This is a genomic window from Mumia sp., from assembly GCF_028803055.1.
Lineage (GTDB): Bacteria > Actinomycetota > Actinomycetes > Propionibacteriales > Nocardioidaceae > Mumia.
Map to the genome: position 1 here is coordinate 1 of NZ_JARBCJ010000031.1, position 21,753 is coordinate 21,753.

The window sequence follows — 21,753 nt, forward strand, 5'->3', positions numbered from 1 at the left end:
CACGCCCTCGACGGGCTCGACCTCACGGTGGCCACCGGCGAGGTACACGGCTTCCTCTGCCCCAACGGCGCAGGCAAGTCCACCGCCATCCGCATCCTCCTCGGTCTCCTGCGCAAGGACTCCGGCACCGCTCTGCTCCTCGGCGGAGACCCGTGGTCCGAGGCCACGACCCTGCACCGGCGCCTCGCCTACGTGCCGGGAGACGTGACCTTGTGGCCCAACCTCTCGGGCGGCGAGGTCATCGACCTCCTCGGGCGGCTGCGCGGCGGCGTCGACCGCGGACGGCGCGACGAGCTGCTCGAGCGCTTCCAGCTCGACCCGACCAAACGCGGCCGCACCTACTCCAAGGGCAACCGGCAGAAGGTCGCGCTCGTCGCCGGTCTCGCCTCGGACGCCGAGCTCCTGCTGCTCGACGAGCCCACCTCCGGACTCGACCCGGTGATGGAGGAGGTCTTCCGGGAGTGCATCCAGGAGGTCCGCGAGGAGGGACGCACCGTCCTGCTCTCCAGCCACATCCTCAGCGAGGTCGAGGCGCTGTGCGACCGCGTCACGATCATCCGGGAGGGCCGCACGGTCGAGTCCGGGACGCTCGTCCAGATGCGCCACCTGACGCGCACGTCGATCGACGTCTCCACGGAGCGACCGATCGACGGGATCACCCAGCTCAGCGGCATCCACGATCTCGTGACCGAGGCCGACGGGACCCGAGCGCGCTTCGACGTCGACACCCCTCGGATCGGTGACGTGCTCGCACGGCTGGGCGCGTTCGGCATCACCGCACTCTCCAGCTCCCCGCCGACCCTCGAGGAGATGTTTCTCCGCCACTACGGCGACGACCCGTCGGAGGACGCCGAGCCGTCGACAGAGCTGTCATCGTGAGCGACGCCCTCGCCGGGACCACAGTCCTCGTGCGGTTCGCGCTGCGCCGGTCACGGATGGCGCTCGTGTGGTGGATCCTCGGCATCACCTCGCTCTACCCCGTCCAGGCGCTCGCGCTCGAGGCCACCTACCCCACGCAGGCGGACCTCGATCAGCTCGCCGCCAGCCTCTCGGGCAACGCCGCGATCATCGCCATCGCCGGCCCCGAGTACGCCCTCGACACGATCGGTGGGCAGACCGCCTGGCAGACCTCGGCGTTCGGCGCGGTCCTCGCCGGCCTGATGAGCACGTTCTTGATCGTGCGCCAGACGCGCGCCGGCGAGGAGAACGGCGCTGACGAGCTCGTCCGTGCCGGCGCCGTCGGTCGCGCGGCCCCCAGCGCCGCAGCGGTCACCGTCGCCACGGCCGCGAACCTCACGCTCATCGCCGCGATCGCGCTCCTTCTCATCGCGTGCGGGCTCCCCGCCGAGGGGTCGTGGGCGCTGGGATGCGCCTGCGGCCTCACCGGGATGGTGTTCATGGGACTGGCGCTGATCTTCGCCCAGATCAGCAGCACGAGCCGCGGCGCTTGGGGGCTGAGCGGCGCCGCGATCGGCGTGGCGTACGCACTGCGTGCCGTCGGCGACGTCGGCGACAACGCGGCGACGTGGCTCTCACCGATCGGCTGGGGCCAGCAGATGCGCGCCTTCGCCGACGAACGGTGGTGGCCGGCTCTCCTGCTGCTCGGGGCGACGTTCGTGTCGATCGCCGTCGCTCATGTCCTCCACGACCGCCGCGACTTCGGTGCGGGGCTCGTCGCCCCCCGCCGCGGTCCAGCGTCGAAGGACTGGCGAGGCGGGGCGTACGAGCTCGCGTGGCGGCTCCAACGCCCGGCCGTCATCGGTTGGCTGGTCGGGCTGGCCTTCGGCGGCGCCGCGTACGGCACCATCGGCGACGACGTCGGCGACCTCGTCGGCGACAGCGACCTGTCGGGGTCGCTGACGGGTGGGGAGACGGGCGGCAGGGCCCTGATCGACGGCTTCTACGGCAGCGCGACGCTGATGCTCGCCATCATCACCGCCGCGTTCGGGGTCGCGGTGACGCTCCGCGCCCGCGCCGAGGAGACGGCCGGAAGGACCGAACCCGTGCTGGCGACGGCCCTGCGCCGCCGGACGTACCTCGCGAGCCACGTCGCGCTCGCGGTCATCGCCTCCACGGTGGGCGTCGTGTTCGCGGGGGCGGCGACCGGATGGATGTACGGGGTGGTCTCGGGGTCGTACGACAGGGTCGGGCCGGAGGCGTGGTCGGCCCTCACCTATGCCCCCGCGATCTGGGTGATGATCGGCCTCACGGTGCTCCTCGTCGGCTTCGTCCCGCGTCTGGCCTCGCTGGGCTGGCTCGGCATCGGCTTCGCTGCTGTCGTGATGTTCTTCGGACCGCTGCTGAAGTTTCCCGACTGGATCACGGACCTGTCCCCCTTCTCTCATCTGGCGCTCGTCCCGCTCGACGACGTGGCGTGGACGCCGATCCTGTGTCTCACCCTGGTGGCGGCCGCGCTGACGACGGCGGGCTTCGTCGGGTTCCGCCGGCGCGACGTCCAGAACTGAGGCGGGCACCCGGGAGTCCCCCCGAGCCGACCGCGGCCGCGATTGAGCCAGACTGGTCGGCGTGAGGCTGCACCTGGACGCACGCGACCGCGAGATCTTCCGGATCGCCGTCCCCGCGTTCGCAGCGCTCGTCTCCGAGCCCCTCATGCTGGCCGCGGACACCGCGATCATCGGCCACCTCGGGACCGACCCGCTCGCCGGGCTCGCGATCGCGTCGACGGTCCTGCAGACCTTCGTCGGACTCTGCGTGTTCCTCGCGTACGGCACCACCGCCTCGGTCGGACGCCACATCGGCGCGGGCGACCTGCGGGGGGCGATGGCGTCGGGCATGAGCGGTCTGTGGCTCGCCGTCCTCATCGGCGCCCTGGCCGCGCTGCTGGCCGGAGCAGGCGCCTCCCTCATCGTCGGCGCGTTCGGACCGTCGGACGTGGTCGCGGACCAGGCCGTCACCTATCTGGTGTGGGCTGCTCCCGGCATCCCGGCCATGCTCGTGGTCCTCGCGGCGACCGGGGTGCTTCGTGGCCTCCAAGACCTCAAGACGCCCCTCTACACCGTGATCGTGGCCAACGTGGTCAACGTGATCCTCAACCTCGTCCTCGTCTACGGGCTCGACATGGGGATCCGAGGGGCGGCGATCGGCACCACCGTGGCCCAGCTCGGGTCGGGACTGTTCCTCGGGTATGTCGTGGTCCGTGCGGTCCGGGCCCAGCGCGCACCAGTCCGGCCCCACCGCGCGGGCATCCATGAGGCCGCGCGTGCAGGGGTGGCGCTGGTGGTCCGGACGCTCACCCTGCGCGCCGCCCTCCTGATTGCGACGGCGGTCGCGGCGACGATGGGCTCGGCGGCACTGGCCGCCCACCAGGTCGCGGTGACCATCGTCTCGATCCTGGCGTTCGCGCTGGACGCGATCGCGATCGCCGGACAGACGCTGACGGGCCGCTCGCTGGGGGCGGGCGACGTCACGGGGACCCGAGCGACCACGCGCCGGATGATCGGCTGGGGTGTCGCCTCGGGTGTCGTCGCCACGGTGCTGCTGCTGGCGTCGGTTCCCTGGCTGCCGAAGCTCTTCACCTCCGACCCCGACGTCCAGCACCTGATCGTCGGAGCGCTCGTCGTGATCGCGCTCACGCAGCCGGTGTCCGGAGTGGTCTTCGTCCTCGACGGCGTGCTGATCGGAGCCGGCGACGGGGCCTATCTCGCGTGGGCCGGAGTCGTGACCCTGATCGCGTACGCCCCGCTCGCCGTCGCCGTGTGGATGCTCGACGCAGGGCTGACGTGGCTCTGGGTGGCGTACGCGGGCTTCATGCTCGCGCGGATGGTGACGCTGGTGCTACGTGAACGGACCGACCGCTGGATGGTGGTCGGCGCGGTCTAGGCGCACTCGGCGGTCAGGCGGCGTGCACTCCCGCGCGAGGCGCGTCGTCGGCACGATCGCAGTCGGTGCAGCCCTTCGCGTACGCCGTGTGGAGACCGGAAAGGTGGTCGTCGCGCACAGCGCAGCACTCTGCGCACCGGTCGAGCCACCCGTCCGCCACGCCGAACTCGGCAGCGCAGTCGGTGCAGATCGCGACCATCTCGGACATCATGCGTGCTCACCTCTCGTACGGGACGGGGTATCCCCCACGCTTCGAGTGTCCCTCTCGGCACTGACACGATCAACGAGCGGCCGGCCCCGGCGTGTCATCCTGAGCGCGTCAGGAAGCCTTCTTGGCGGCCGTCTTCTTGGCTGCGGGCTTCTTCGCCGGGGTCTTCTTGGCGGTCGTCTTCTTGGCCGCCGTCTTCTTCTCGGTCGTCTTCTTCGCCGGGGCCTTCTTGGTAGAGCCCTTCTTCGCCGCGGCCTTCTTGGCGGGCTTCTCGTCGGCCCCGTCGGCCTCGTCCTTCTCGTCGGCGTCCACCCCGGCGACGGCCTCACCCTCGCCCTTCTTCGCCCGGTCGATCGACGCCTGGAGAGCGGACATCAGGTCCACGACGTTGTCAGGCTGCTCCGCGCCCTCGCCGACGGCCGGCTGCACGACCTCGTTGCCCTCGAGCTTCGCCGCGACCAGCTCGTCGAGGGCGACCTCGTACTCGTCGTGGTACTGCTCGGGGTCGAAGTCGGCCTCCATGCTGGCCACCAACGACTGCGCCATCTTGATCTCCTGGGGTCGCAGCTGCACGTCCTCTCCGAGGAAGGAGAACTCGGGCTTGCGGATCTCGTCAGCCCACATCAACGTGCTCAGCGTGAGGACGTCCTCGCGCACCCTGATGGTCGCCAGCTGCTCGCGTGTGCCGATCGTCACCTTCACGACCGCGACCATGTCGGAGGCCTCGAGCGCCTCACGGAGCAGGAGGTACGGCTTGAGACCGGCGTTCGTGTCGGGCTCGAGGTAATAGCTCTTGTTGTGGAAGATCGGGTCGATCTGTTCCAGCGGGACGAACTCGAGGACGTCGACCACCTTCTTGGTGGGCAGCGGCAGCTCCTCCATGTCGTCGTCGGTCAGGACGACCATCCGTCCGTCGGGGAGCTCGTAGCCCTTGGCGATCTCGCCGTAGTCGACGACCTCGCCGTCCGCCTCGGCGACACGCTTGTACTTCACGCGCGACCCGTCGCTCCGTCGGACCTGACGGAAGGAGATGTCGTGCGTGGACGTCGCGCCGTACATCTTGACCGGGATCGTGACCAGGCCGAACGAGATCGTGCCCTTCCACATCGCGCGCATCGCTCCACCTCTCTCGTAGGCCCAGCGAACCGGCCGACGTCCATGCTGTCAATCGGGAGACCGGCCCGATGGCGCCGAGTCATCGGTCATCGTGTGCGCAAAGCCTAGTCCCGCTCGATTCTTGAACCATGACCACTGACGGAGCACGCACCGCGGTCCTCTTCGACATCGACGGGACCCTCATGGACTCGAACTACCTTCACGTGCGGGCCTGGACGACGGCGTTCCGCCAGGCAGGGATCACCGTCGACACCTGGCGGATCCACCGCGCGATCGGCATGGACAACAGCCGCCTCCTCGACGACCTCGCCGGTGACGCGGACGACGCGGCCCGGGCGGCGGCGAAGGATCTGCACGCCTCCCAGTACGCCGAGCTGGCCGGCGAGCTGCGTCGATTCGACGGGGTGCGACCGCTGCTGCGGGAGATCCGCGACCGCGGCGCCCTGATCGTCCTCGCGACGTCCGCCCCACCCCACGAGCTCGAGCGACTGCGTGAGGCACTGGACTGCGACGACCTGGTGGACGCGGTCACCAACGCCGACGACGTCGCGGAGGCCAAGCCAGAGCCCGACATCGTCCAGGTCGCGCTCGCCGCCGTCGGCGTGGAGGCCGGCCGCGCCGTCATGGTCGGCGACGCCGTGTGGGACGGCATCGCCGCGCAACGGGTCGGAGTCCCGTTCCTCGCCGTCCGCAGCGGAGGGAGTGGCCCGGGCGAGCTGCGTGGCGCCGGCGCGGTCGAGGTGTACGAGGACGTCGCGGTGCTGCACGCGATGATCGACTCCTCACCGATCGCTCCCTTGCTCCGCTGAGTCTGCGCACGCGGCCCCGAGCCGCGACACTTTGGCGATGCGAAAGATGGGAATCGAGGAAGAGCTGCTCCTCGTCGACCCGGCCACGGGCCTCACGAAGACGGTCTCTCAACGCGCGCTACGGCGCCACGACGGTGACGCGGATCTGGAGCACGAGCTGTTCCTCGAACAGCTCGAGACCATGACCTCACCGCACGCGCGGCTCACCGACCTGGCGACCGACCTCCACGACGTACGCCGTCAGACGGTTGCGGCCGCACGAGCCGCGGGAGCCGCGGCCATCGCCTCCGGCACGTCCCCGTTGCCGAGCGGCGAGTCCGAGGTCACCCCGAAGGCACGGTACGAGCGGATGCTCGACGAGTTCGGGGCGATCGGCGAGAGCGCCGCCGTCTGCGGGATGCACGTGCACGTCGACATCCACGACGACGAGGAGGCTGTCGGCGTCATCGACCGCGTACGCCCGTGGCTGCCGGTGCTGCTCGCGCTCAGCGCCAACTCGCCGTACGACGACGGCCGCGACACCGCTCACGCCAGCTGGCGCTCGCGCCGGTGGACGGAGTGGCCGACGGCAGGACCGGTCGAGCTGTTCGGCGACGCCGCGACGTACGACGTCGCCGTGGAGGAGCTCATCACCTCGGGCGCCGCTCTGGACGAGGGCATGGTCTACTTCGACGTTCGTCGCGCCCGCTCGTACCCGACGGTCGAGCTCCGCGTCACCGACGTGTGCACCGACGTCCGCGACGGTGTGCTGCTCGCCGGGCTGTGCCGCGCGCTGGTCGAGACCGAGGCGCGTGCCTGGGCCGACGGGAAGCCGCTCGACCCCTGGCGCGTCGAGCTCCTGCGCGGTGCTCGCTGGCAGGCGGCACGGTATGGATTGTCCGACACCCTGCTCGATCCTCGCTCGCGACAGCAGCGCCCCGCTGCAGAGGTGCTGGGAGGTCTCGTCGAGCACGTCGCCGACGCGCTGGCGGCCACGGGTGACACCGACCTGGTCTGTGCAGGGATCGACCGGATCCTGCGCGACGGCAACGGCGCCGACCACCAACGCCGCGTCGGCAGCACCGGGGATCTCCGGGCCGTGGTCACCGACCTCGCGGCGCGCACCGACCCGGACTCCTGAACGCGACAGGGCCACCCGGTCAGACGACCGGGTGGCCCATGTCATGACACGTTCACGTCACCTGAGGACGGGGTTCTTCCGCACTGCCTTCTGCGCGCCCCACCAGCGACCGAGACCCCACGTGTCCCCGGCGAGACCGAGACCGACGACCGCGACGCCGAGGGCGCCGAGGATGTGCTCGTCGAGGATCGGGTGGTTCTCCGGCGGAAGCACGACGGTCCACATCATCACGTAGAGCAGGACACCGACGAGCGCGCCGATCCGGATCGCGATGCCGAGGGTCAGCGTGATGCCGACGACGAGCAGTCCCAGCATGAACAGGACGTCGACCAGCCACACGCCGGCGAGCGAGTGGTAGAGGTCCTCGAACGGGCCGTCGGGCACGTTGGAGAGGTAGCCGTCGGTCGGGCTCCCGCCGTTGATCACCGCTCCCTCGCTGGGCGTCGAGAATCCGAGGCCGAACAGCTTGTCGAGGAAGGCCCACAGGAACGTGAGCCCGAAAGCGATCCGCATCGCCGCGAGTGCCTGGGCGAAGACGCTCGTGTTGACCGCCTGGTTCTGGTCTCGAGCGGCGAGGACGCCGCCTCCTCGAGACGGTCGGCCGATGGTCTTGTTCATGATGTCCTTCCGGGGGAGTGGAATCGGGCAATCCCCATCATGGGGGGTAACCAGGGCTGCCGTCAGCGTTCGAGTCACGCCAGACGACGAAGGACCCGCCACCCGAGGGTGACGGGCCCTTCGTCTGTGTGAGCAGCGGGTCAGGCGGCGACCACGTTGATGGTCACCTTTGCGGTGACCTCGGGGTGCACGCGCACCTGCACGTCGTACGTGCCGACCGTCTTGATCGGGTTGCCGATCTCGATCCGACGCTTGTCGACGTTGGCGCCGGCGCCCTCGAGCGCGGTGGCGACGTCCGACACCGTGATGGCACCGAACAGGCGGCCCTCGGCACCGGCGCGAGCCGGGACGCTGACAGCGTTGGACTCGAGCTTCTGCTTGAGCGCCGTCGCGCCGTCCAGGTCGTGGATCGCACGCGAGTCGCGAGCCTTCTTGATCGACTCGACCTGCTTCTCCGCGCCCTTCGTCCAACGGATGGCGAAGTTGCGGGGCAGGAGGTAGTTGCGGCCGTAGCCGCCCTTGACCTCGACGATGTCGCCGGGGGCACCGAGGCCGGTGACCTCGTGCGTGAGGATGAGCTTCATGGTGTTGTCCCTTCCCCGACGATCAGCGACCGGTGGAGGTGTAAGGCAGCAGCGCCATCTCGCGGGCGTTCTTGATCGCCGTGGCGATCTTGCGCTGCTCCTGGACGGAGACACCCGTGACGCGGCGAGCGCGGATCTTGCCGCGGTCGGAGATGAACTTCCGCAGGAGGGTGGCGTCCTTGTAGTCGATGTAGGTGATCTTCGCAGCCTTGAGCGGGTTGCTCTTCTTCTTCGGCTTACGAATGGGGGGCTTGGCAGCCATTGTGGTGCTCCCTTCCGGTGAGCCCGACCCGCAGGACGGGTCGGAATGACGTGACGGTCGAAAGACCGCCTTGAGTGTTCTTCAGATCCGACGACTCAGAACGGGGGTTCGTCGTTCGAGCCGGAGGGCGTGCTCGCCCACGGATCGTTGCCAGCGTTGCCGCCTTGCGGGGCGGGAGAGGACCACGGGTCGTTGGCCGGGGCCGACTGGCCTCCGCCGCTGAACCCGCCCTGGCCGCCGCCACCCTGCTGGTAGCCGCCGCCTCCACCTCCACCGGAGCGAGAGGCCTTGGTGACCTTGGCGGTGGCACTGCGCAGGCTCGGGCCGACCTCGTCGACGTCGATCTCGAACACGGTGCGCTTCTCGCCCTCGCGGGTCTCGTACTGCCGGGACTTGAGGCGTCCCTGCACGATCACACGCATGCCCTTCTGCAGCGACTCGGCCACGTTCTCCGCGGCCTGGCGCCACACGGCGCAGCCCAGGAAGAGCGTGTCGCCGTCGCGCCACTCGCCGCTCTGACGGTCGAAGGTGCGCGGCGTCGAGGCGATGCGGAAGTTGGCAACCGCTGCGCCGGACGGCGTGAACCGCAGCTCGGGCTCGTCCACAAGGTTGCCGACGACGGTGATGACGGTCTCGCCTGCCATGTCTCACTCCAACGTTCGCGGGATGTCTGCTGGCTAGCAGTCAACATCAAGACTCCGACAGAGGCGACCCCCTGCACGCCCCCGGTGGAAACCACCGGGACGGACCTGCTGGGGACGACCTGTCGGGCGTCCGTCACTTCTCGGGCCGGATGACCTTCGTACGCATGACGGACTCGTTCAGCGTGAGCTGACGGTCGAGCTCCTTGACGGTCTCGGGCGTCGCGGTCAGGTCGACCACGGCGTAGATGCCCTCGGACCGCTTGTTGATCTCGTAGGCAAAACGACGCTTGCCCCAGATGTCGACGTTGTCGACGGTACCGCCGTCCTGACGCACCACGTTGAGGTACGTGTCCAGGCTCGGGGCGACCGTGCGCTCGTCGAGGTCGGGATCGAGGATCACCATGACTTCGTAGTGACGCAAGGCAACTCCACCTCCTTCGGTCTGTACGGTCACGGTCTTTCCGTGACAGGAGGGTTGCATCGAGCTGCCCGAGCACACCGGATGGTGGCCGGGCAACCGACTCAGTCTATCGGGGCACCCCCGCGGGTCCCAAATCGCCGACCGGCAGCATGGCGAGGAGCTCCTCGCCAGCATCTCGTACGAGCTGTTCCCACAGGCACTGGAGTTCGGAGGTGCGGTCGCGCTGACCGTGGGGCTGACGCTCGGAGCCGTCGCGTACTTCGTGGCCGACCGCTGGGTCCAGCGGATCGGCGGGGTGAGGTCAGCACGGTGCTCCTCGTCGCGGTCTTCGTGTCCAACCTTCCGGAGGCGATGGGTTCGGCGACGGACATGCGTGCCGCCGGCGAGCGGCCTGGGGTATGCCGCCTCGCGCGTCACCGCGGACCGGTTCGAAGGGGTGGTGGACGGGTTCGCCGCCGGCGCCCTGCTGGTGATGCTGGTCGGGGCGATGGTGCCGGAGGCCCGGGCGAAGGTGCAGGACAGGGCCGGGCTGGCCGCGGTGATCGGGTTCGCCCTGGCGGCGGGGCTCTCCGCCGTGACGTGATCACGCGCGGCCCAGCCCCGCCGCACGTGGCCTACTCGGTCGCGATGGCCCGCAGCACGTTGAGGCGCGAGGCCCGCAGTGCCGGGAACACCGCCGCGAGCACGCCCACCACCGCCGCGATGAGGACATAGACGACCAGGGTCGTGTACGGGATCGAGAGCTCGGTGATCCCCTCGTCCTCGAGCGCCCGTTGCAGGACCACGCCGAACACCAGGCCCATCGCGATGCCGAGCACCGCACCCAGGACCGCGATCGCCACCGCCTCCAGCCGCACCATCCGACGCAGCTGCCGTCGGCTCATCCCGACCGCCCGGAGGAGCCCGACCTCGCGCGTCCGCTCGATCACGCTCAGCGCGAGGGTGTTGACGATGCCCAGGGCCGCGATCACGATCGCCAGCCCGAGGAGCGCGTTGATCAGCATGAGGATCGTGTTGATCTGGTCGCGCTGGGACTCGATGAACTCGTCCTGGGTCTGGACGACCACGGTCGGGATGTCGGCCACGACGTCGCGCACGGGGTCCTCGATGTCGGCTCCCGACCTCCCCGGCGCGGCGGTGACCGCCACGAAGGAGTCCTCGCGGCTGAGCTTGACGCGGTCCACGAACCCGAACGACGTGACGTAGTTGGAGACGACGTTGGACTCGGGGAACGTGCCGGCCACCGTCATCGGGTAGTCACCGGACTGCGTGGTGACCTCGATCGTGTCCCCCACCTCGAGGCCTCGCTCCTCTGCGGTGTCCTCCCGGACCGCGACCTCGTCGGCGGCCAGCGTGTCCGCCGTGGCGTCGAGCTCGAACATCGAGAAGAGCTCGGCCGGATCGGTCGCGGTCAGGCCGGCGAAGGAGCCCTCGACGGAGGCAGGCACGAACTGCGCCTCCACCACGTCTCCGACACCGTCGATGCCGCGGATCTCCTCCGCGATCGACGTCGAGAACGGAGCCCCGACCGGGTTGGTGAGGAGGAAGTCGCTCGTGAACTCCTTGGTGACACCGACGTCGACCGACTTGTTGACCGACGAGCCCAGGATGCTCATCGTCGTCACGAGAGTCAGCCCGATCATGAGCGCCGAGGCCGTCGCGGCCGTACGGCGCGGGTTGCGCAGCGCGTTCTGGGTCGCCATGCGTCCCACGAGACCGAACGGGCGGAACAGGCCGCCGAGCGCGACGAGGACGGGATGGCTGAGCAGCGGGCTCATCAGCGAGACGCCGATGAGGATCGCGAGGACGCCGCCCCCGACGTACCACGCGCCGTTGTCGACCCCGGAGAGCCCGAGCCACACCAGGCCCGCGCCGATGACGACGAGAACCGCGCCGACGAGCATCCGCAGACGCATCGACGACTCCGGCAGCGCGACGTCGTCACGCATGGCCGCGACCGGCGCGACCCGCGACGCCCGGCGGGCCGGCAGGTAGGCGGCGACAAGCGTCACCAGCAGACCCACCACGTAGCCGACGACCCACGTGCGGGGCGAGATCACCAATGGCGTGTCACTCACGTCGAGGCCGAAGCTCTTGAAGAGCGCCGTCAGACCGTGGGCGAGCCCGATCCCGAGCAGCACGCCGACGGTCGATCCGATGAGACCCACCACGAGCGCCTCGATCAGCACGGACCGGCTCACCTGCCGCCGCGAGGCACCGAGGGCCCGCAGCAGCGCCAGCTCGCGGCTGCGCTGTGCGACCAGGATGGAGAACGTGTTGATGATGAGGAAGGTGCCGACCACGATCGCGATGCCCGCGAACACGAGCAGAATCGTCGTCAGGAACCCGAGGATCTCACCGATCGCGTCCTCGCTCTCCGCAGCGACGGCGTCGCCGGTGGCGGCCTCGAACCCGTCGGGCAGCACCTTCTCCGCCTCGTACGCCACCTCCTGCGGCGTCGCACCGTCGTCAGCGGTGAGGGAGACCGCGTTGTAGACGTCCTTGCCGTCGAGGAAGAGGTCCTGGGCGTAGCCGACGTCGAAGAGCACCAGCGATGCACCGGCCATCGATCCTCCGCCGAACTGCGCGAGGCCGACCAGTGTGGCCTCGAGCGTGGGCTGGTCACCGGCGGACACCAACGTCACGGTGTCGCCGACCTCGTACCCGCCCTTCTCGGCGCTCGTGGCGTCGATCGCCACCTCGCCGTCGGCGGACGGTGGCCGGCCCTCGGAGACGACGACCATCTGCTCGCCCGTCATGGCGGGCGCCTCGTCGTAGTTGAACGACAGCGTCGGGGGTCCGAAGCCCGCGACCAGCTTGCCGTCGGATCCGACGAGCGTCAGCGACTGGCTCTGCACCGTGCCGTCGGCACGGGCGACGCCGGGGAGCTCACGCAGCTCGTCGACGACGGACGCCGGGATGGTGCGGGTGTCGGCGCTCGGCGCCTGCTCCCAGCTCCCGGTGCCCTCGGCACGGACGGTCACGTCGGCAGTGGATCCCTCGATGATGCCGTCGAAGGACTTGCTCATCGTGTCGGTGAAGATGAGGGTGCCGGCGACGAACGCGACGCCGAGGACGATCGCGAACGCGCTCATCAGCAGGCGCACCTTGCGCGCCAGCAGGTTGCGCAGCGTCACCCGCAGCATCAGGCGGCACCGCCCTCGGCCGCAGCAGCCGTCTCGAGCGCGCGCATCTGGATCTTGGCCATCCGCTCGAGCACGGTCTCCGGGGTCGGCGCCCGCATCTCGTCGACGACCTTGCCGTCGGCGAGGAAGACGACCCGGTCGGTGTAGGACGCGGCGACCGGGTCATGGGTCACCATCACGACGGTCTGCCCGAGCTCGCGGACGCTGTGCTGGAGGAAGCTCAGGACCTCGGCACCCGAGGTCGAGTCGAGGTTGCCCGTGGGCTCGTCGGCGAAGACGATCGTGGGTCGGCCGACCAGAGCACGCGCCGCGGCGACGCGCTGCTGCTGGCCGCCCGACATCTCGTTGGGACGGTGCCGCAGGCGGTCGCGCAGCCCGACGGTGTCGATCACCTCGTCGTACCAGGCCGGGTCGGGCTTGCGGCCGGCGATCGACAGAGGGAGCAGGATGTTCTCCTCGGCTGTGAGCGTCGGCACGAGGTTGAAGGCCTGGAAGACGAATCCGACGTCGTCGCGCCGCAGGCGCGTCAGCTGCTTGTCGTTGAGCCCCGAGAGCTCCGTGTCGCCGATGAAGACCGAGCCGCTGGTCGCGTTGTCGAGCGCGGCGAGCAGGTGCATCAGGGTCGACTTCCCGGAGCCGGACGGGCCCATCACGGCGGTGAACTCGCCCTCGTAGACGTCGATGCTCACCCCGTCGAGGGCTCGGACCTCCGCCTCCTGCTTGCCGTAGGTCTTGCGCAGGTCCACCGCCCGGGCGGCGATCGTGCGAACTGGGGTGGGGCCGTCGGACATGACACAACTCCTGACGAGGCGGGTTTGAAATCCCACGGTAGGGGAAGGTGGGGGCGCGACGGCACGGGTTTTGCCGCTGGCGAACACGTGCGTGCCGTGCCCGACGTCCCTGACACTGGTCGCATGAGCGACACCGAGCGCGACCCTCAGGAGATCACCGTGCCGCCCTCGTCGGACGAGGCCGAGGTGGAGCTGCTCGAGCCTCGGCTCGTCCCCCTGGGTGGACCACGGGCGATGACGGTGCGCCGTACGCTCCCCCAGCGCCTGCGCTCGCTGATCGGGGCCTGGTGCTTCGCCGACCACTACGGACCGGACGACGTCAGCGAGTCCGGCGGGATGGCGGTGCCCGGCCACCCCCACACCGGTCTCCAGACTGTGACCTGGCTGTTCGACGGCGAGGTCGAGCACCGGGACACGGTCGGGTCGGTCACGCGCATCCGGCCCGGCGAGGTCAACCTGATGACCTCCGGTCGGGGGATCGCGCACTCGGAGTACTCGACCGCCGACACCACGACGCTGCGGGGAGTCCAGCTGTGGACGGCGCTCCCGGCCCCCGACCGCTTCGGCGACCGGGCGTTCGAGCACTTCGCCACCCTGCCGGTGCGCCTCGGTGCTGCCACCGTGCGGACGTTCGTCGGTGACTTCGCCGGCGCCTCCTCGCCGGTCACCACGTTCACGCCCCTCGTCGCGGCTGAGATCGCCCTGCCGGCGCGTGCCGAGGTCCGCTTCGACCTCGACCCGGCGTACGAGCACGGCGTTCTCGTCGATCTCGGGCCGGTCGACGTCGACGGCACGCACGTGGAACCGGCCGCTCTCGCGTACCGGCCGGTCGGGCGTACGACGCTGGTGCTGCGCACCGGCGAGACGGACGGCCGGGTCGTCCTCATCGGTGGCGTGCCGCTCGACGAGGAGATCGTCATGTGGTGGAACTTCGTCGGCCGTGACCACGACGAGATCGTGCGGTTCCGGCAGGCGTGGACGGCTCAGGTGGACGGCAGCGGCGACCCTGACGCGTACGGACCGTTCCCCGCCGCGTGGGACGGAGCCGCGCTTCCCGCCCCCGCACTGCCCCACGTCCGCCTCGCGCCCCGCAAACAGCCGCCGCGCTGAGTCCTGAGCACGCGCTCTCGCCCGGCAGGACGGGCTACGCTGATCGCACGCAGGCTGGACGGACGTGGGCCAGAGAGGCGGGTGACCATGACAGCTGTCGCCGAGCCCGTGGTGGTGAGCCACCACGCCACAGGCACGCGCCGTCAACGGACCGTGCTGGTCCTGAACGCCAGCTACGAGCCGCTCCAGCGGGTGTCCCTGCGACACGCCATCCGGATGCTCGTGCGGGAGGTGGCGGTCGTCGAGGAGGCCCACCCCGAGGCCCGGTTCGGTCCGTTCCCCGTACCCAAGGTGCTGCGCCTGGTCCGCTACGTCGTGATGCGCTGGGTGCACGCCCGCACGCCGCTGTGCACCAAGGGCGCGGTCAAGGCGCGCGACCGGCACTGCGGCTACTGCGGCGGGCCGGCGGAGACCGTGGACCACATCCTTCCCCGGTCCCGCGGTGGGCTGCTGACGTGGGAGAACGCGGTCGCCGCGTGCCTGCGGTGCAACCACCGCAAGGGCGACCGGACTCCGGCGGAGGCGGGGATGACGCTGATCGTCACGCCGGCCGCGCCCCGCCGGTCCCCGCTGACGTAGCCCGGTGGACGTCAGCGGGCCTCCGGTAGCCTCGGGGCCGTGTCTCTCAGCGTCCGTACGATCAGCACCGCCGACCACCTGGCGTTCCTGACCTCCCTCCCCTCGGCGAGCTTCCTCCAGACCCCGGCGTGGGCCGCGGTGAAGTCGGAGTGGAGGGGTGAGTCGATCGGGTGGTTCGACGGCGGGGACATCGTGGGCGCCGGTCTGGTGCTCTACCGCAAGCTCCCGAAGGTCGCGAAGTACCTCGCGTACCTCCCCGAGGGGCCGAGCATCGACTTCGCCTCCGCAGCCGCTGGCCCCGGCGGCCTGGCTGCGTGGCTCGACCCGATGGTGAAGCACCTCACGGGCCGCGGCGCGTTCGGCGTCCGGATGGGGCCCCCGGTCGTGCTGCGCCGGTGGGACGCGGCGACGGTCAAGAAGGCGGTCGCCGATCCGGCGCTGCGCACCCTCGGCGACGCTCCGGCCGCGGCGACCGACCCCCGCGCGATCGCGGTCACGTCGGAGCTGCACCGCCTCGGCTGGCGGGAGCAGGTCGGCGAGGGCGGCTTCACGGCCGGCCAGCCGAAGTACAACTTCTGGCTGCCGCTCGTCGACGCCGACGGCGCCCCTCGCTCCGAGGAGGCCGTGCTGCGCGGGATGAACCAGCTGTGGCGGCGCAACATCAAGAAGGCCGACAAGGCCGGCGTCGAGGTCACGCTGGGCGGCGCGGACGACATCGCCGCCTTCCACACGATCTATGCCGAGACCGCGGAGCGCGACCACTTCACGCCGCGACCCCTCGCGTACTTCCAGACGATGTGGGACGCACTCAACGCCGAGGACCCCGACCGGATGCGGCTCTATCTCGCACGGCACGAGGGTGATCTCGTCGCGGCGACGACGATGGTGCGCGTCGGCCAGCACGCGTGGTACTCCTACGGAGCCTCCACGACCGCCAAGCGCGAGGTCCGCGGCTCCAACGCGATCCAGTGGCGGATGATCCGCGATGCGCTCGCTGCCGGCTGCACCGTCTACGACATGCGCGGCATCACCGACACGCTCGACCCGGAGGACAGCCACGTCGGTCTGATCCAGTTCAAGGTCGGCACCGGCGGAGAGGCCGTCGAGTACGCCGGCGAGTGGGACCTGCCGATCAACCGGCTGCTGTACCTCGCATTCCAGCAGTACATGAAGCGCCGCTGAGGAAGGCTGACCATGACGCTCACTCTCCACGTCGACGGCGAACGCTGGCGCGCGCACCTGCGCGGCACCGCGGAGCTGTACGACGGCATCATCCCGGTCATCAAGGGCAACGGGTACGGGTTCGGCAACCGCGCGCTGGCACGGCGGGCCGACTGGCTCGGCACGGACACGGTCGCGGTGGGGACGTACGCCGAGCTCGTCGACGTCCTCCCCCGCTTCGGCGGCGACATCCACGTGATGACCCCCTGGCGCCCGTTCTGGGCCGACACGGTGCGCACGGAGCGGATGTACGACCCGCGCGTGGTGCACACCGTCAGTCGGGTCGAGGACCTGGAGCTGCTGCGCACCGAGGCGCCGGAAGGCACCCGGATCGTCGTCGAGGGCGAGACCTCGATGGCGCGCCACGGCGTCGACCGGCACGCGCTGACGTCGGTCGCCGACAACCTGGGCCGGCTGCGGCTGATCGGGTTCTCGATCCACCTGCCGCTCTCGGAGGACAACCTGTCCGAGGCCGACAGCTGGGCTGCTGCCTTCGAGGCGTCGAAGCTCGCACCCGCCGTCTCTGGCACGCCTGTCTTCACCGTCTCCCACCTGACCGACCGTGAGGTCCGTACCCTCGCCGAGCGTCGCCCGGGACTCGTCGTGCGCCCCCGCGTCGGCACCGCGCTCTGGCTCGGAGACCGTGGCGCCTTCCGCGTCACCGGCCTCGTGATCGACTCCCACGTCGTCGAGCGCGGCGAGCGGATCGGCTACCGCCAACGTCCGATGCCGGTCGGTGGCACCGTCCTGATCGTTTCCGGCGGGACCTCGCACGGCATCGGGCTCGAGGCTCCCACCTCGGCCAGCACGATGAAGCAGCGGGCGACCTCGGTGGCGAAGGGTGGGCTCGGAGCCGCCGGTCTCGCGCTGTCGCCGTTCACCGTCGCCGGCAAGCAGCGCTGGTTCGTCGAGCCGCCGCACATGCAGGCGAGCATGATCCTCGTCCCTGCCGGCGTCGCGGTGCCGGCGGTCGGCGAGGAGGTCGAGGTCGACGTCCGCATGACGACCACGACGTTCGACGCCGTCGACGCCCCCTAGCCGGCACCGGGCCGACCCGTGAGGATCGGCCCGGTCGTACGGCTCAGGCCGTCGCGAAGAAGGTCCGCAGGTCGTCGACCACCACCTGGGGCCGCTCGAGCATCGCGTAGTGCCCGCCTTCGGGGTGCTCGGTGAACTGCTCGATGTTGCTGTTGTCGCGGTCGGCGAAGGCGCGGAGCGTCTGGAAGTCGTCGGCGAACACCGACACTCCCGTCCGGGCATGGTTCACCTGCGGCTCGGCGTCGCGGCGCGCCTCCTCGAAGTGGTAGCGCCCGACCGACGCCGACGTGTTGGTCAACCACTCGAAGGTGACCTCGGCGAGGATCTGCTCGGTCGTCACGAGGCTGGTCCCGTTGCCGAACGACATGAACAGCTCGTTCCAGGCGAGCTGCCCGACCGGTGAGTCGGAGACCCCCACCGCCACCGTCTGCGGCCGGGAGCCGTTCATGGCGTTGTAGCCGCCCATCGACTGGAACCACTGCATGTGCTCCAGCGCCGCGAACTCCTTCGGCCCGAAGCCCTCCATCTCGGCCGGGTCACCCGACGGGAACGAGAAGAGCTGGAGGACGTGGAGCCCGAGGAAGCCGGCGGGCTGCATCAGGCCGAGCTCGCGCGACACCATCGCGCCACCGTCGCTCCCGTGCACGCCGTACGCCTCGTACCCGAGTCGGCGCATGAGCACGTCGTACGCCGCCGCGACCCGCGCCATCGTCCACCCCCGGTCGACGACCGGCAGGCTGTAGCCGAAGCCGGGCATCGAGGGCACGACGACGTCGAAGGCGTCCTCCGCCCGACCGCCGTGCGAGACGGGGTCGACCAGCGGGTCGATCATGTCGAGGAAGTCGATCACGGAGCCCGGGTAGGTGTGCGCGAGCAGGAGCGGCGTCGCGTCCTTCTCGGCCGACCGGACGTGCAGGAAATGGATCGTCTGACCGTCGATCTCGGTCAGGAACTGGTCGTAGGTGTTGATCCGGCTCTCCACCTCGCGCCAGTCGAAGGCGTGGCGCCACTGCTCGACGACCTCGCGGAGATAGGCGTTGGGGACGCCGTAGTGCCAGTCGTCGCCAGGGGCTGGCTGCGGGAGCCGCGTGCGCTCGAGGCGCGCGGCGAGGTCGTCGAGGTCCGCCTGCGGGACGTCGATGCGGAAGGTTCGGATGGCGTCGCTCGCGCTCACGTCGGTGCTCATGAAAGGACGGTAGGACGCATTCAGGACGGTCAGATTCCTCAATCTGGGAGGATGCGGAGAATGTTGGAGACGTCAGCCCGGCTGCTCGCCCTTCTCGGCCTCCTCCAGTCGCGACCCGCGTGGTCCGGCCCCGAGCTCGCGGAGCGCCTCCAGGTCACCCCTCGCACGATCCGCCACGACATGGACCGCCTGCGGGAGCTGGGATATCCCGTCGAGGGTGCCCGCGGTCCGGCGGGCGGCTACCGGCTCGGCCCTGGAGCGAAGCTCCCCCCGCTGCTCCTCGACGACGCCGAGGCGGTCGCCGTCGCGATCGGCCTACGGACCGCCAGCGGCGTGGCCGGCATCGAGGAGAGCAGCGCGAGTGCCCTCGCGAAGCTCGAGCAGGTCCTGCCCGACCGTCTCCGCCGCCGGGTCGCGACGGTGACCAGCGCGCTCAGCGCCGGACCCGTCAACACCGACAGCAACGTGGAGGACCCCGAGATCGACCCCGCGGTCCTCTCGCGCCTCACCGATGCGATTAGGGACCAGGAGCAGCTCCGCCTCGTGTACGAGGGCGAACGGCTCGACGTGGAGCCGTACCGCGTCGTCACCTGGCAGCGGCGGTGGTACCTCGTCGCCCGAGAGGTCCCTGGCGGTGCGTGGCGGGCGCTGCGGATCGACTGGGCGGAGATCAGCACGATGCCGCAACCACGGTTCGGCCCGCGTCCGATGGACGAACGGGACTACACCGCGTTCGTGGTGAGGGAGGTCGCTGCCGCAGGCTGGTCGGTGCACGCCCGCGTCACCGTCGCCGCAGCGGCCGAGGAGGTCCGTGCCCGCATCAACGACGCGGTCGGGGTCGTGGAGGCCGTCGACGAGCAGACGTGCGTCCTCGTCACCGGCGCCGACAGCATCGAGATCCTCGCCGTGTACGTCGGGATGCTCGGGCTCGACTTCTCGGTCGACTCACCGCCCGAGCTGGTCGAGCACGTCAGGCTCCTGGGCCGCCGCTACGCCGCCGCCGGCAGCGGTGATCTGCATCCGGGCGACGAGCCAGACCGTCGCGACGACGTGCAGCACGATCGCCGCGACGTACACCAGGTCGGGTGAGCCGTCGACGGCCTTCGTCGAGTCGCCCAGGTGCCACCAGGTCGCCACGACCAGGAAGACCTCCGCCGCCTGCCACCACAGGAGGTCGCGCCACACGGGGTGCGCCAGCACGGCGAGCGGGAGCAGCCACAGGGCGTAGCCCGGAGCGTACGTCGTGCCGACCAGCAGCAGCGCCGCCAGGAGACCGAAGGCGTAGCGGGCGGTCTGGTCGACGTCACCGGATCGGGCTGCGTAGAGGAACATGAGCGAGGTCGCGAAGGCGGAGACGCCGATCACCACCGCCGCGACGGCGACGGTCGAGGGTTCGGCACCCAGCTCACGCAGCACCGCCCAGATCGATCCCACTCCGTCGTCGCGATAGAGCCACCGCCGGACCACCTCGGTCAGGGCGTCGCCCGACGAGGCGACGTACGACGCCAGCCCGCCGACCGCGAGGGTCACGGCCGCGACCCCGATAAGCCGGCCGGCCGCAGGCGCGTGCCGGACGAGCGCCGTGGCCGCCAGGGCGACCAGCACCACGATCGGCCCCCACGCGGTGAGCGTCGCGACCGCGAGGATGACACCCGCCGTACGCGCCCGCCCCGACGTCCAGACCGCGAGCCCGAAGGCGACGAGGGCGACCCCGACGAGGTCCCAGCCCACCCCCAGCAAGAGCGCGACCACCGGCGAGGCCGCCAACGGCATCAGCGAGAGCGTGGGGTCGGACCACGTCGGCCAGGGGCGCAGGGCGTCGTGCACGCGCGATCGGCGCGCGGCTCGGGCGAGCGCCACGAGCGCGAGGAGCAGCGCGAGCAGCGAACCGAGCGCGACCACGCCGGTATACGCGACGGCCTCCCGGCGGACCTCGGGCTCCTGCCGGACCGTGTCCGGGTCCCGGCCGCCGCGGTCGGCACGGTCGGCACCGGTCACGGCCTGGACCAGCGAGGCTGCGCCGTACTGCAGGATGCCGACGGGCACCGTCACCGCGTTGACCGGCCACCGCCCGCCGTCGTCGGACCACGGGAGGACGCCCTCGGCGAGGCCCGTGGTCACGTACTCTCCGGGAAGCTCGCTCGCGCACAGCCGCGCGTACGACGCCCCCGCCGGGACCGGGCTCGTGGAGAACCAGCGCTCACCGTCCGCGACCGCGCAGGGCGTCTTGGTGACGAGGCCGAGCGTCCCGACGAGGACGGCGGTCGCCAGCAGGATCCGGAGCGGGGTCCACCAGCGGTTCGGTCGGACCCGGCCCCCCGCCGGCTCCGCCATGGTCAGTCGCCGAATCCGCCGCCACCGGGACCGCCACCGCCACCGGGACCGCCGGTCTCCTCAGGGGGCTCCGTCGGCATGGTCGGCATGGTCGGCATGGTGGGCTCGGTGGGCATGGTGGGCTCGGTGGGGAGCGTCGGCTCGGGCTCCGTCGGGCGCGGCGGGCGGTTCGGACGCGGCGGGCGGGTCGGCCGCTCGGGGCGCGGCTTCTCCGTCTCCGGCGTCGCCGTGGGCTGCGGGACGTACGTCTTGCCCTTGGTCGACTTGATGTTGGCCGGCTCGGGGAACTCGCCGCACTCGTCGCCGTCGAGCACCTTGTCCATGAAGCTGGCGAAGGTCTTGGCGGGGTACTGGCCGCCGTAGAACGTCGGCATGTAGCCGTTGAGGGCCTCGTTGCCGTTCTTGCCGCGGACGTACATCACCGCGGTGGCGAGCTTGGGTGTGTAGCCGACGAACCACGAGCTGGAGACGTGGGCGTCGCCGACCTCTTTGCCCTTCTCGGTCTTCTGGAACGTCGCCGTGCCGGTCTTGCCGGCGGTCGGGCACATGGTGCGGCCGTTCGTGCCGCTGCCCTCCTGCACGACCTCCTGGAGCGCCTTCGTCACGTCGGCGGAGACCGCCGCGGAGAAGGCCCGCTTCGGAGCGACCTGGTGGCGGACGACGTCCTCGCCGCTGCGGTCGGTCACGCGCTCGATGACGTACCAGTCGTTCTGCTTGCCGTTGTTG

At 70.6% G+C, this 21,753-nt stretch carries 22 protein-coding genes; 11 read left to right on the plus strand and 11 right to left on the minus strand.

The features are described 5' to 3' along the window. From PV363_RS05110 to PV363_RS05120, 3 genes are all read left to right on the plus strand, one after another. The coding region (locus PV363_RS05110) for an ABC transporter ATP-binding protein (protein WP_301021811.1) at nucleotides 1-879 on the plus strand (879 nt) is incomplete at its 5' end. Then, complete coding sequence (locus tag PV363_RS05115) at nucleotides 876-2,465, plus strand: ABC transporter permease (RefSeq protein WP_301021812.1); 1,590 nt, start codon at nucleotides 876-878, stop codon at nucleotides 2,463-2,465. The genes PV363_RS05110 and PV363_RS05115, both read left to right, overlap by 4 nt. 61 nt (nucleotides 2,466-2,526) lie before the next feature. Next, nucleotides 2,527-3,840 carry an MATE family efflux transporter gene (locus PV363_RS05120; RefSeq protein ID WP_301021813.1) on the plus strand — a complete coding sequence of 438 codons (1,314 nt, stop codon included), beginning with the start codon at nucleotides 2,527-2,529 and terminating at the stop codon, nucleotides 3,838-3,840. Between the two features lie 13 nt (nucleotides 3,841-3,853). Here PV363_RS05120 and PV363_RS05125 read toward each other — a convergent pair whose 3' ends face one another. Both PV363_RS05125 and PV363_RS05130 read right to left on the minus strand, forming a co-directional pair. Continuing rightward, entirely contained in the window at nucleotides 3,854-4,051 is a 198-nt protein-coding gene (locus tag PV363_RS05125; RefSeq protein ID WP_220345666.1) for a hypothetical protein, read from the minus strand. Nucleotides 4,052-4,159: 108 nt separating this feature from the next. Then, nucleotides 4,160-5,164 (minus strand): Ku protein, encoded by a 1,005-nt coding sequence (locus tag PV363_RS05130; protein ID WP_220342722.1) that lies wholly within the window; start codon nucleotides 5,162-5,164, stop codon nucleotides 4,160-4,162. Between the two features lie 128 nt (nucleotides 5,165-5,292). On the opposite strand from PV363_RS05130, the gene PV363_RS05135 reads away from it, so the two are divergent. Both PV363_RS05135 and PV363_RS05140 read left to right on the plus strand, forming a co-directional pair. Continuing rightward, a complete protein-coding gene (locus PV363_RS05135) occupies nucleotides 5,293-5,973 on the plus strand; it encodes an HAD family hydrolase (protein ID WP_220342723.1) in 681 nt (226 codons plus the stop codon). Nucleotides 5,974-6,010: 37 nt separating this feature from the next. Further along, nucleotides 6,011-7,093: a glutamate--cysteine ligase gene (locus PV363_RS05140; RefSeq protein ID WP_301021814.1), complete on the plus strand. Its 1,083-nt coding sequence runs from the start codon at nucleotides 6,011-6,013 to the stop codon at nucleotides 7,091-7,093. 57 nt (nucleotides 7,094-7,150) lie between these two features. Here PV363_RS05140 and PV363_RS05145 read toward each other — a convergent pair whose 3' ends face one another. From PV363_RS05145 to rpsF, 5 genes are all read right to left on the minus strand, one after another. Beyond that, nucleotides 7,151-7,711, minus strand: a complete 561-nt coding sequence (locus PV363_RS05145; protein WP_255559821.1) for a DoxX family membrane protein — start codon at nucleotides 7,709-7,711, stop codon at nucleotides 7,151-7,153. A 140-nt stretch (nucleotides 7,712-7,851) separates the two neighbouring features. Continuing rightward, nucleotides 7,852-8,295, minus strand: a complete 444-nt coding sequence (rplI, locus tag PV363_RS05150) for a 50S ribosomal protein L9 (protein WP_220342725.1) — start codon at nucleotides 8,293-8,295, stop codon at nucleotides 7,852-7,854. A 22-nt stretch (nucleotides 8,296-8,317) separates the two neighbouring features. Next, the gene (gene rpsR, locus PV363_RS05155) at nucleotides 8,318-8,557 is read right to left on the minus strand and encodes a 30S ribosomal protein S18 (RefSeq protein ID WP_220342726.1); all 240 of its coding nucleotides are present in this window, start codon (nucleotides 8,555-8,557) and stop codon (nucleotides 8,318-8,320) included. A gap of 95 nt (nucleotides 8,558-8,652) precedes the next feature. Beyond that, nucleotides 8,653-9,201: a single-stranded DNA-binding protein gene (locus tag PV363_RS05160; protein WP_220342727.1), complete on the minus strand. Its 549-nt coding sequence runs from the start codon at nucleotides 9,199-9,201 to the stop codon at nucleotides 8,653-8,655. Nucleotides 9,202-9,334: 133 nt separating this feature from the next. Next, the gene (gene rpsF / locus PV363_RS05165) at nucleotides 9,335-9,622 is read right to left on the minus strand and encodes a 30S ribosomal protein S6 (protein ID WP_220342728.1); all 288 of its coding nucleotides are present in this window, start codon (nucleotides 9,620-9,622) and stop codon (nucleotides 9,335-9,337) included. Nucleotides 9,623-9,995: 373 nt separating this feature from the next. On the opposite strand from rpsF, the gene PV363_RS05170 reads away from it, so the two are divergent. Then, complete coding sequence (locus PV363_RS05170; protein WP_220345671.1) at nucleotides 9,996-10,205, plus strand: hypothetical protein; 210 nt, start codon at nucleotides 9,996-9,998, stop codon at nucleotides 10,203-10,205. A gap of 31 nt (nucleotides 10,206-10,236) precedes the next feature. On the opposite strand, the gene PV363_RS05175 is transcribed toward PV363_RS05170, so the two are convergent. Together PV363_RS05175 and PV363_RS05180 are read right to left on the minus strand one after the other, a co-directional pair. Then, nucleotides 10,237-12,768 (minus strand): FtsX-like permease family protein, encoded by a 2,532-nt coding sequence (locus PV363_RS05175; protein WP_220342730.1) that lies wholly within the window; start codon nucleotides 12,766-12,768, stop codon nucleotides 10,237-10,239. Further along, the gene (locus PV363_RS05180) at nucleotides 12,768-13,559 is read right to left on the minus strand and encodes an ABC transporter ATP-binding protein (RefSeq protein WP_301021815.1); all 792 of its coding nucleotides are present in this window, start codon (nucleotides 13,557-13,559) and stop codon (nucleotides 12,768-12,770) included. Before PV363_RS05180 ends, PV363_RS05175 begins: the two co-directional genes overlap by 1 nt. A gap of 123 nt (nucleotides 13,560-13,682) precedes the next feature. Here PV363_RS05180 and PV363_RS05185 point away from each other — a divergent pair, with 123 nt between their 5' ends. The 4 genes from PV363_RS05185 to PV363_RS05200 all read left to right on the plus strand — a co-directional run bounded on the left by PV363_RS05185 (nucleotide 13,683) and on the right by PV363_RS05200 (nucleotide 17,507). Continuing rightward, nucleotides 13,683-14,669, plus strand: a complete 987-nt coding sequence (locus PV363_RS05185) for a pirin family protein (protein ID WP_301021816.1) — start codon at nucleotides 13,683-13,685, stop codon at nucleotides 14,667-14,669. Nucleotides 14,670-14,756: 87 nt separating this feature from the next. Next, nucleotides 14,757-15,248, plus strand: coding sequence for an HNH endonuclease (locus PV363_RS05190; protein WP_220342733.1), 492 nt, complete (start codon nucleotides 14,757-14,759; stop codon nucleotides 15,246-15,248). Between the two features lie 39 nt (nucleotides 15,249-15,287). Further along, on the plus strand, nucleotides 15,288-16,430 hold the full coding sequence (locus PV363_RS05195; protein WP_220342734.1) for a peptidoglycan bridge formation glycyltransferase FemA/FemB family protein: 1,143 nt from the start codon (nucleotides 15,288-15,290) through the stop codon (nucleotides 16,428-16,430). A gap of 12 nt (nucleotides 16,431-16,442) precedes the next feature. Continuing rightward, nucleotides 16,443-17,507: an alanine racemase gene (locus PV363_RS05200; RefSeq protein ID WP_220345675.1), complete on the plus strand. Its 1,065-nt coding sequence runs from the start codon at nucleotides 16,443-16,445 to the stop codon at nucleotides 17,505-17,507. A 43-nt stretch (nucleotides 17,508-17,550) separates the two neighbouring features. On the opposite strand, the gene PV363_RS05205 is transcribed toward PV363_RS05200, so the two are convergent. Continuing rightward, nucleotides 17,551-18,693 carry an epoxide hydrolase family protein gene (locus tag PV363_RS05205; protein ID WP_220366625.1) on the minus strand — a complete coding sequence of 381 codons (1,143 nt, stop codon included), beginning with the start codon at nucleotides 18,691-18,693 and terminating at the stop codon, nucleotides 17,551-17,553. A gap of 60 nt (nucleotides 18,694-18,753) precedes the next feature. Here PV363_RS05205 and PV363_RS05210 point away from each other — a divergent pair, with 60 nt between their 5' ends. Next, a complete protein-coding gene (locus tag PV363_RS05210; RefSeq protein ID WP_220345677.1) occupies nucleotides 18,754-19,782 on the plus strand; it encodes a WYL domain-containing protein in 1,029 nt (342 codons plus the stop codon). Nucleotides 19,783-21,029: 1,247 nt separating this feature from the next. Here the strand turns inward: PV363_RS05210 and PV363_RS05215 are convergent. Then, the coding region (locus tag PV363_RS05215; RefSeq protein ID WP_301021817.1) for a penicillin-binding transpeptidase domain-containing protein at nucleotides 21,030-21,753 on the minus strand (724 nt) is incomplete at its 5' end.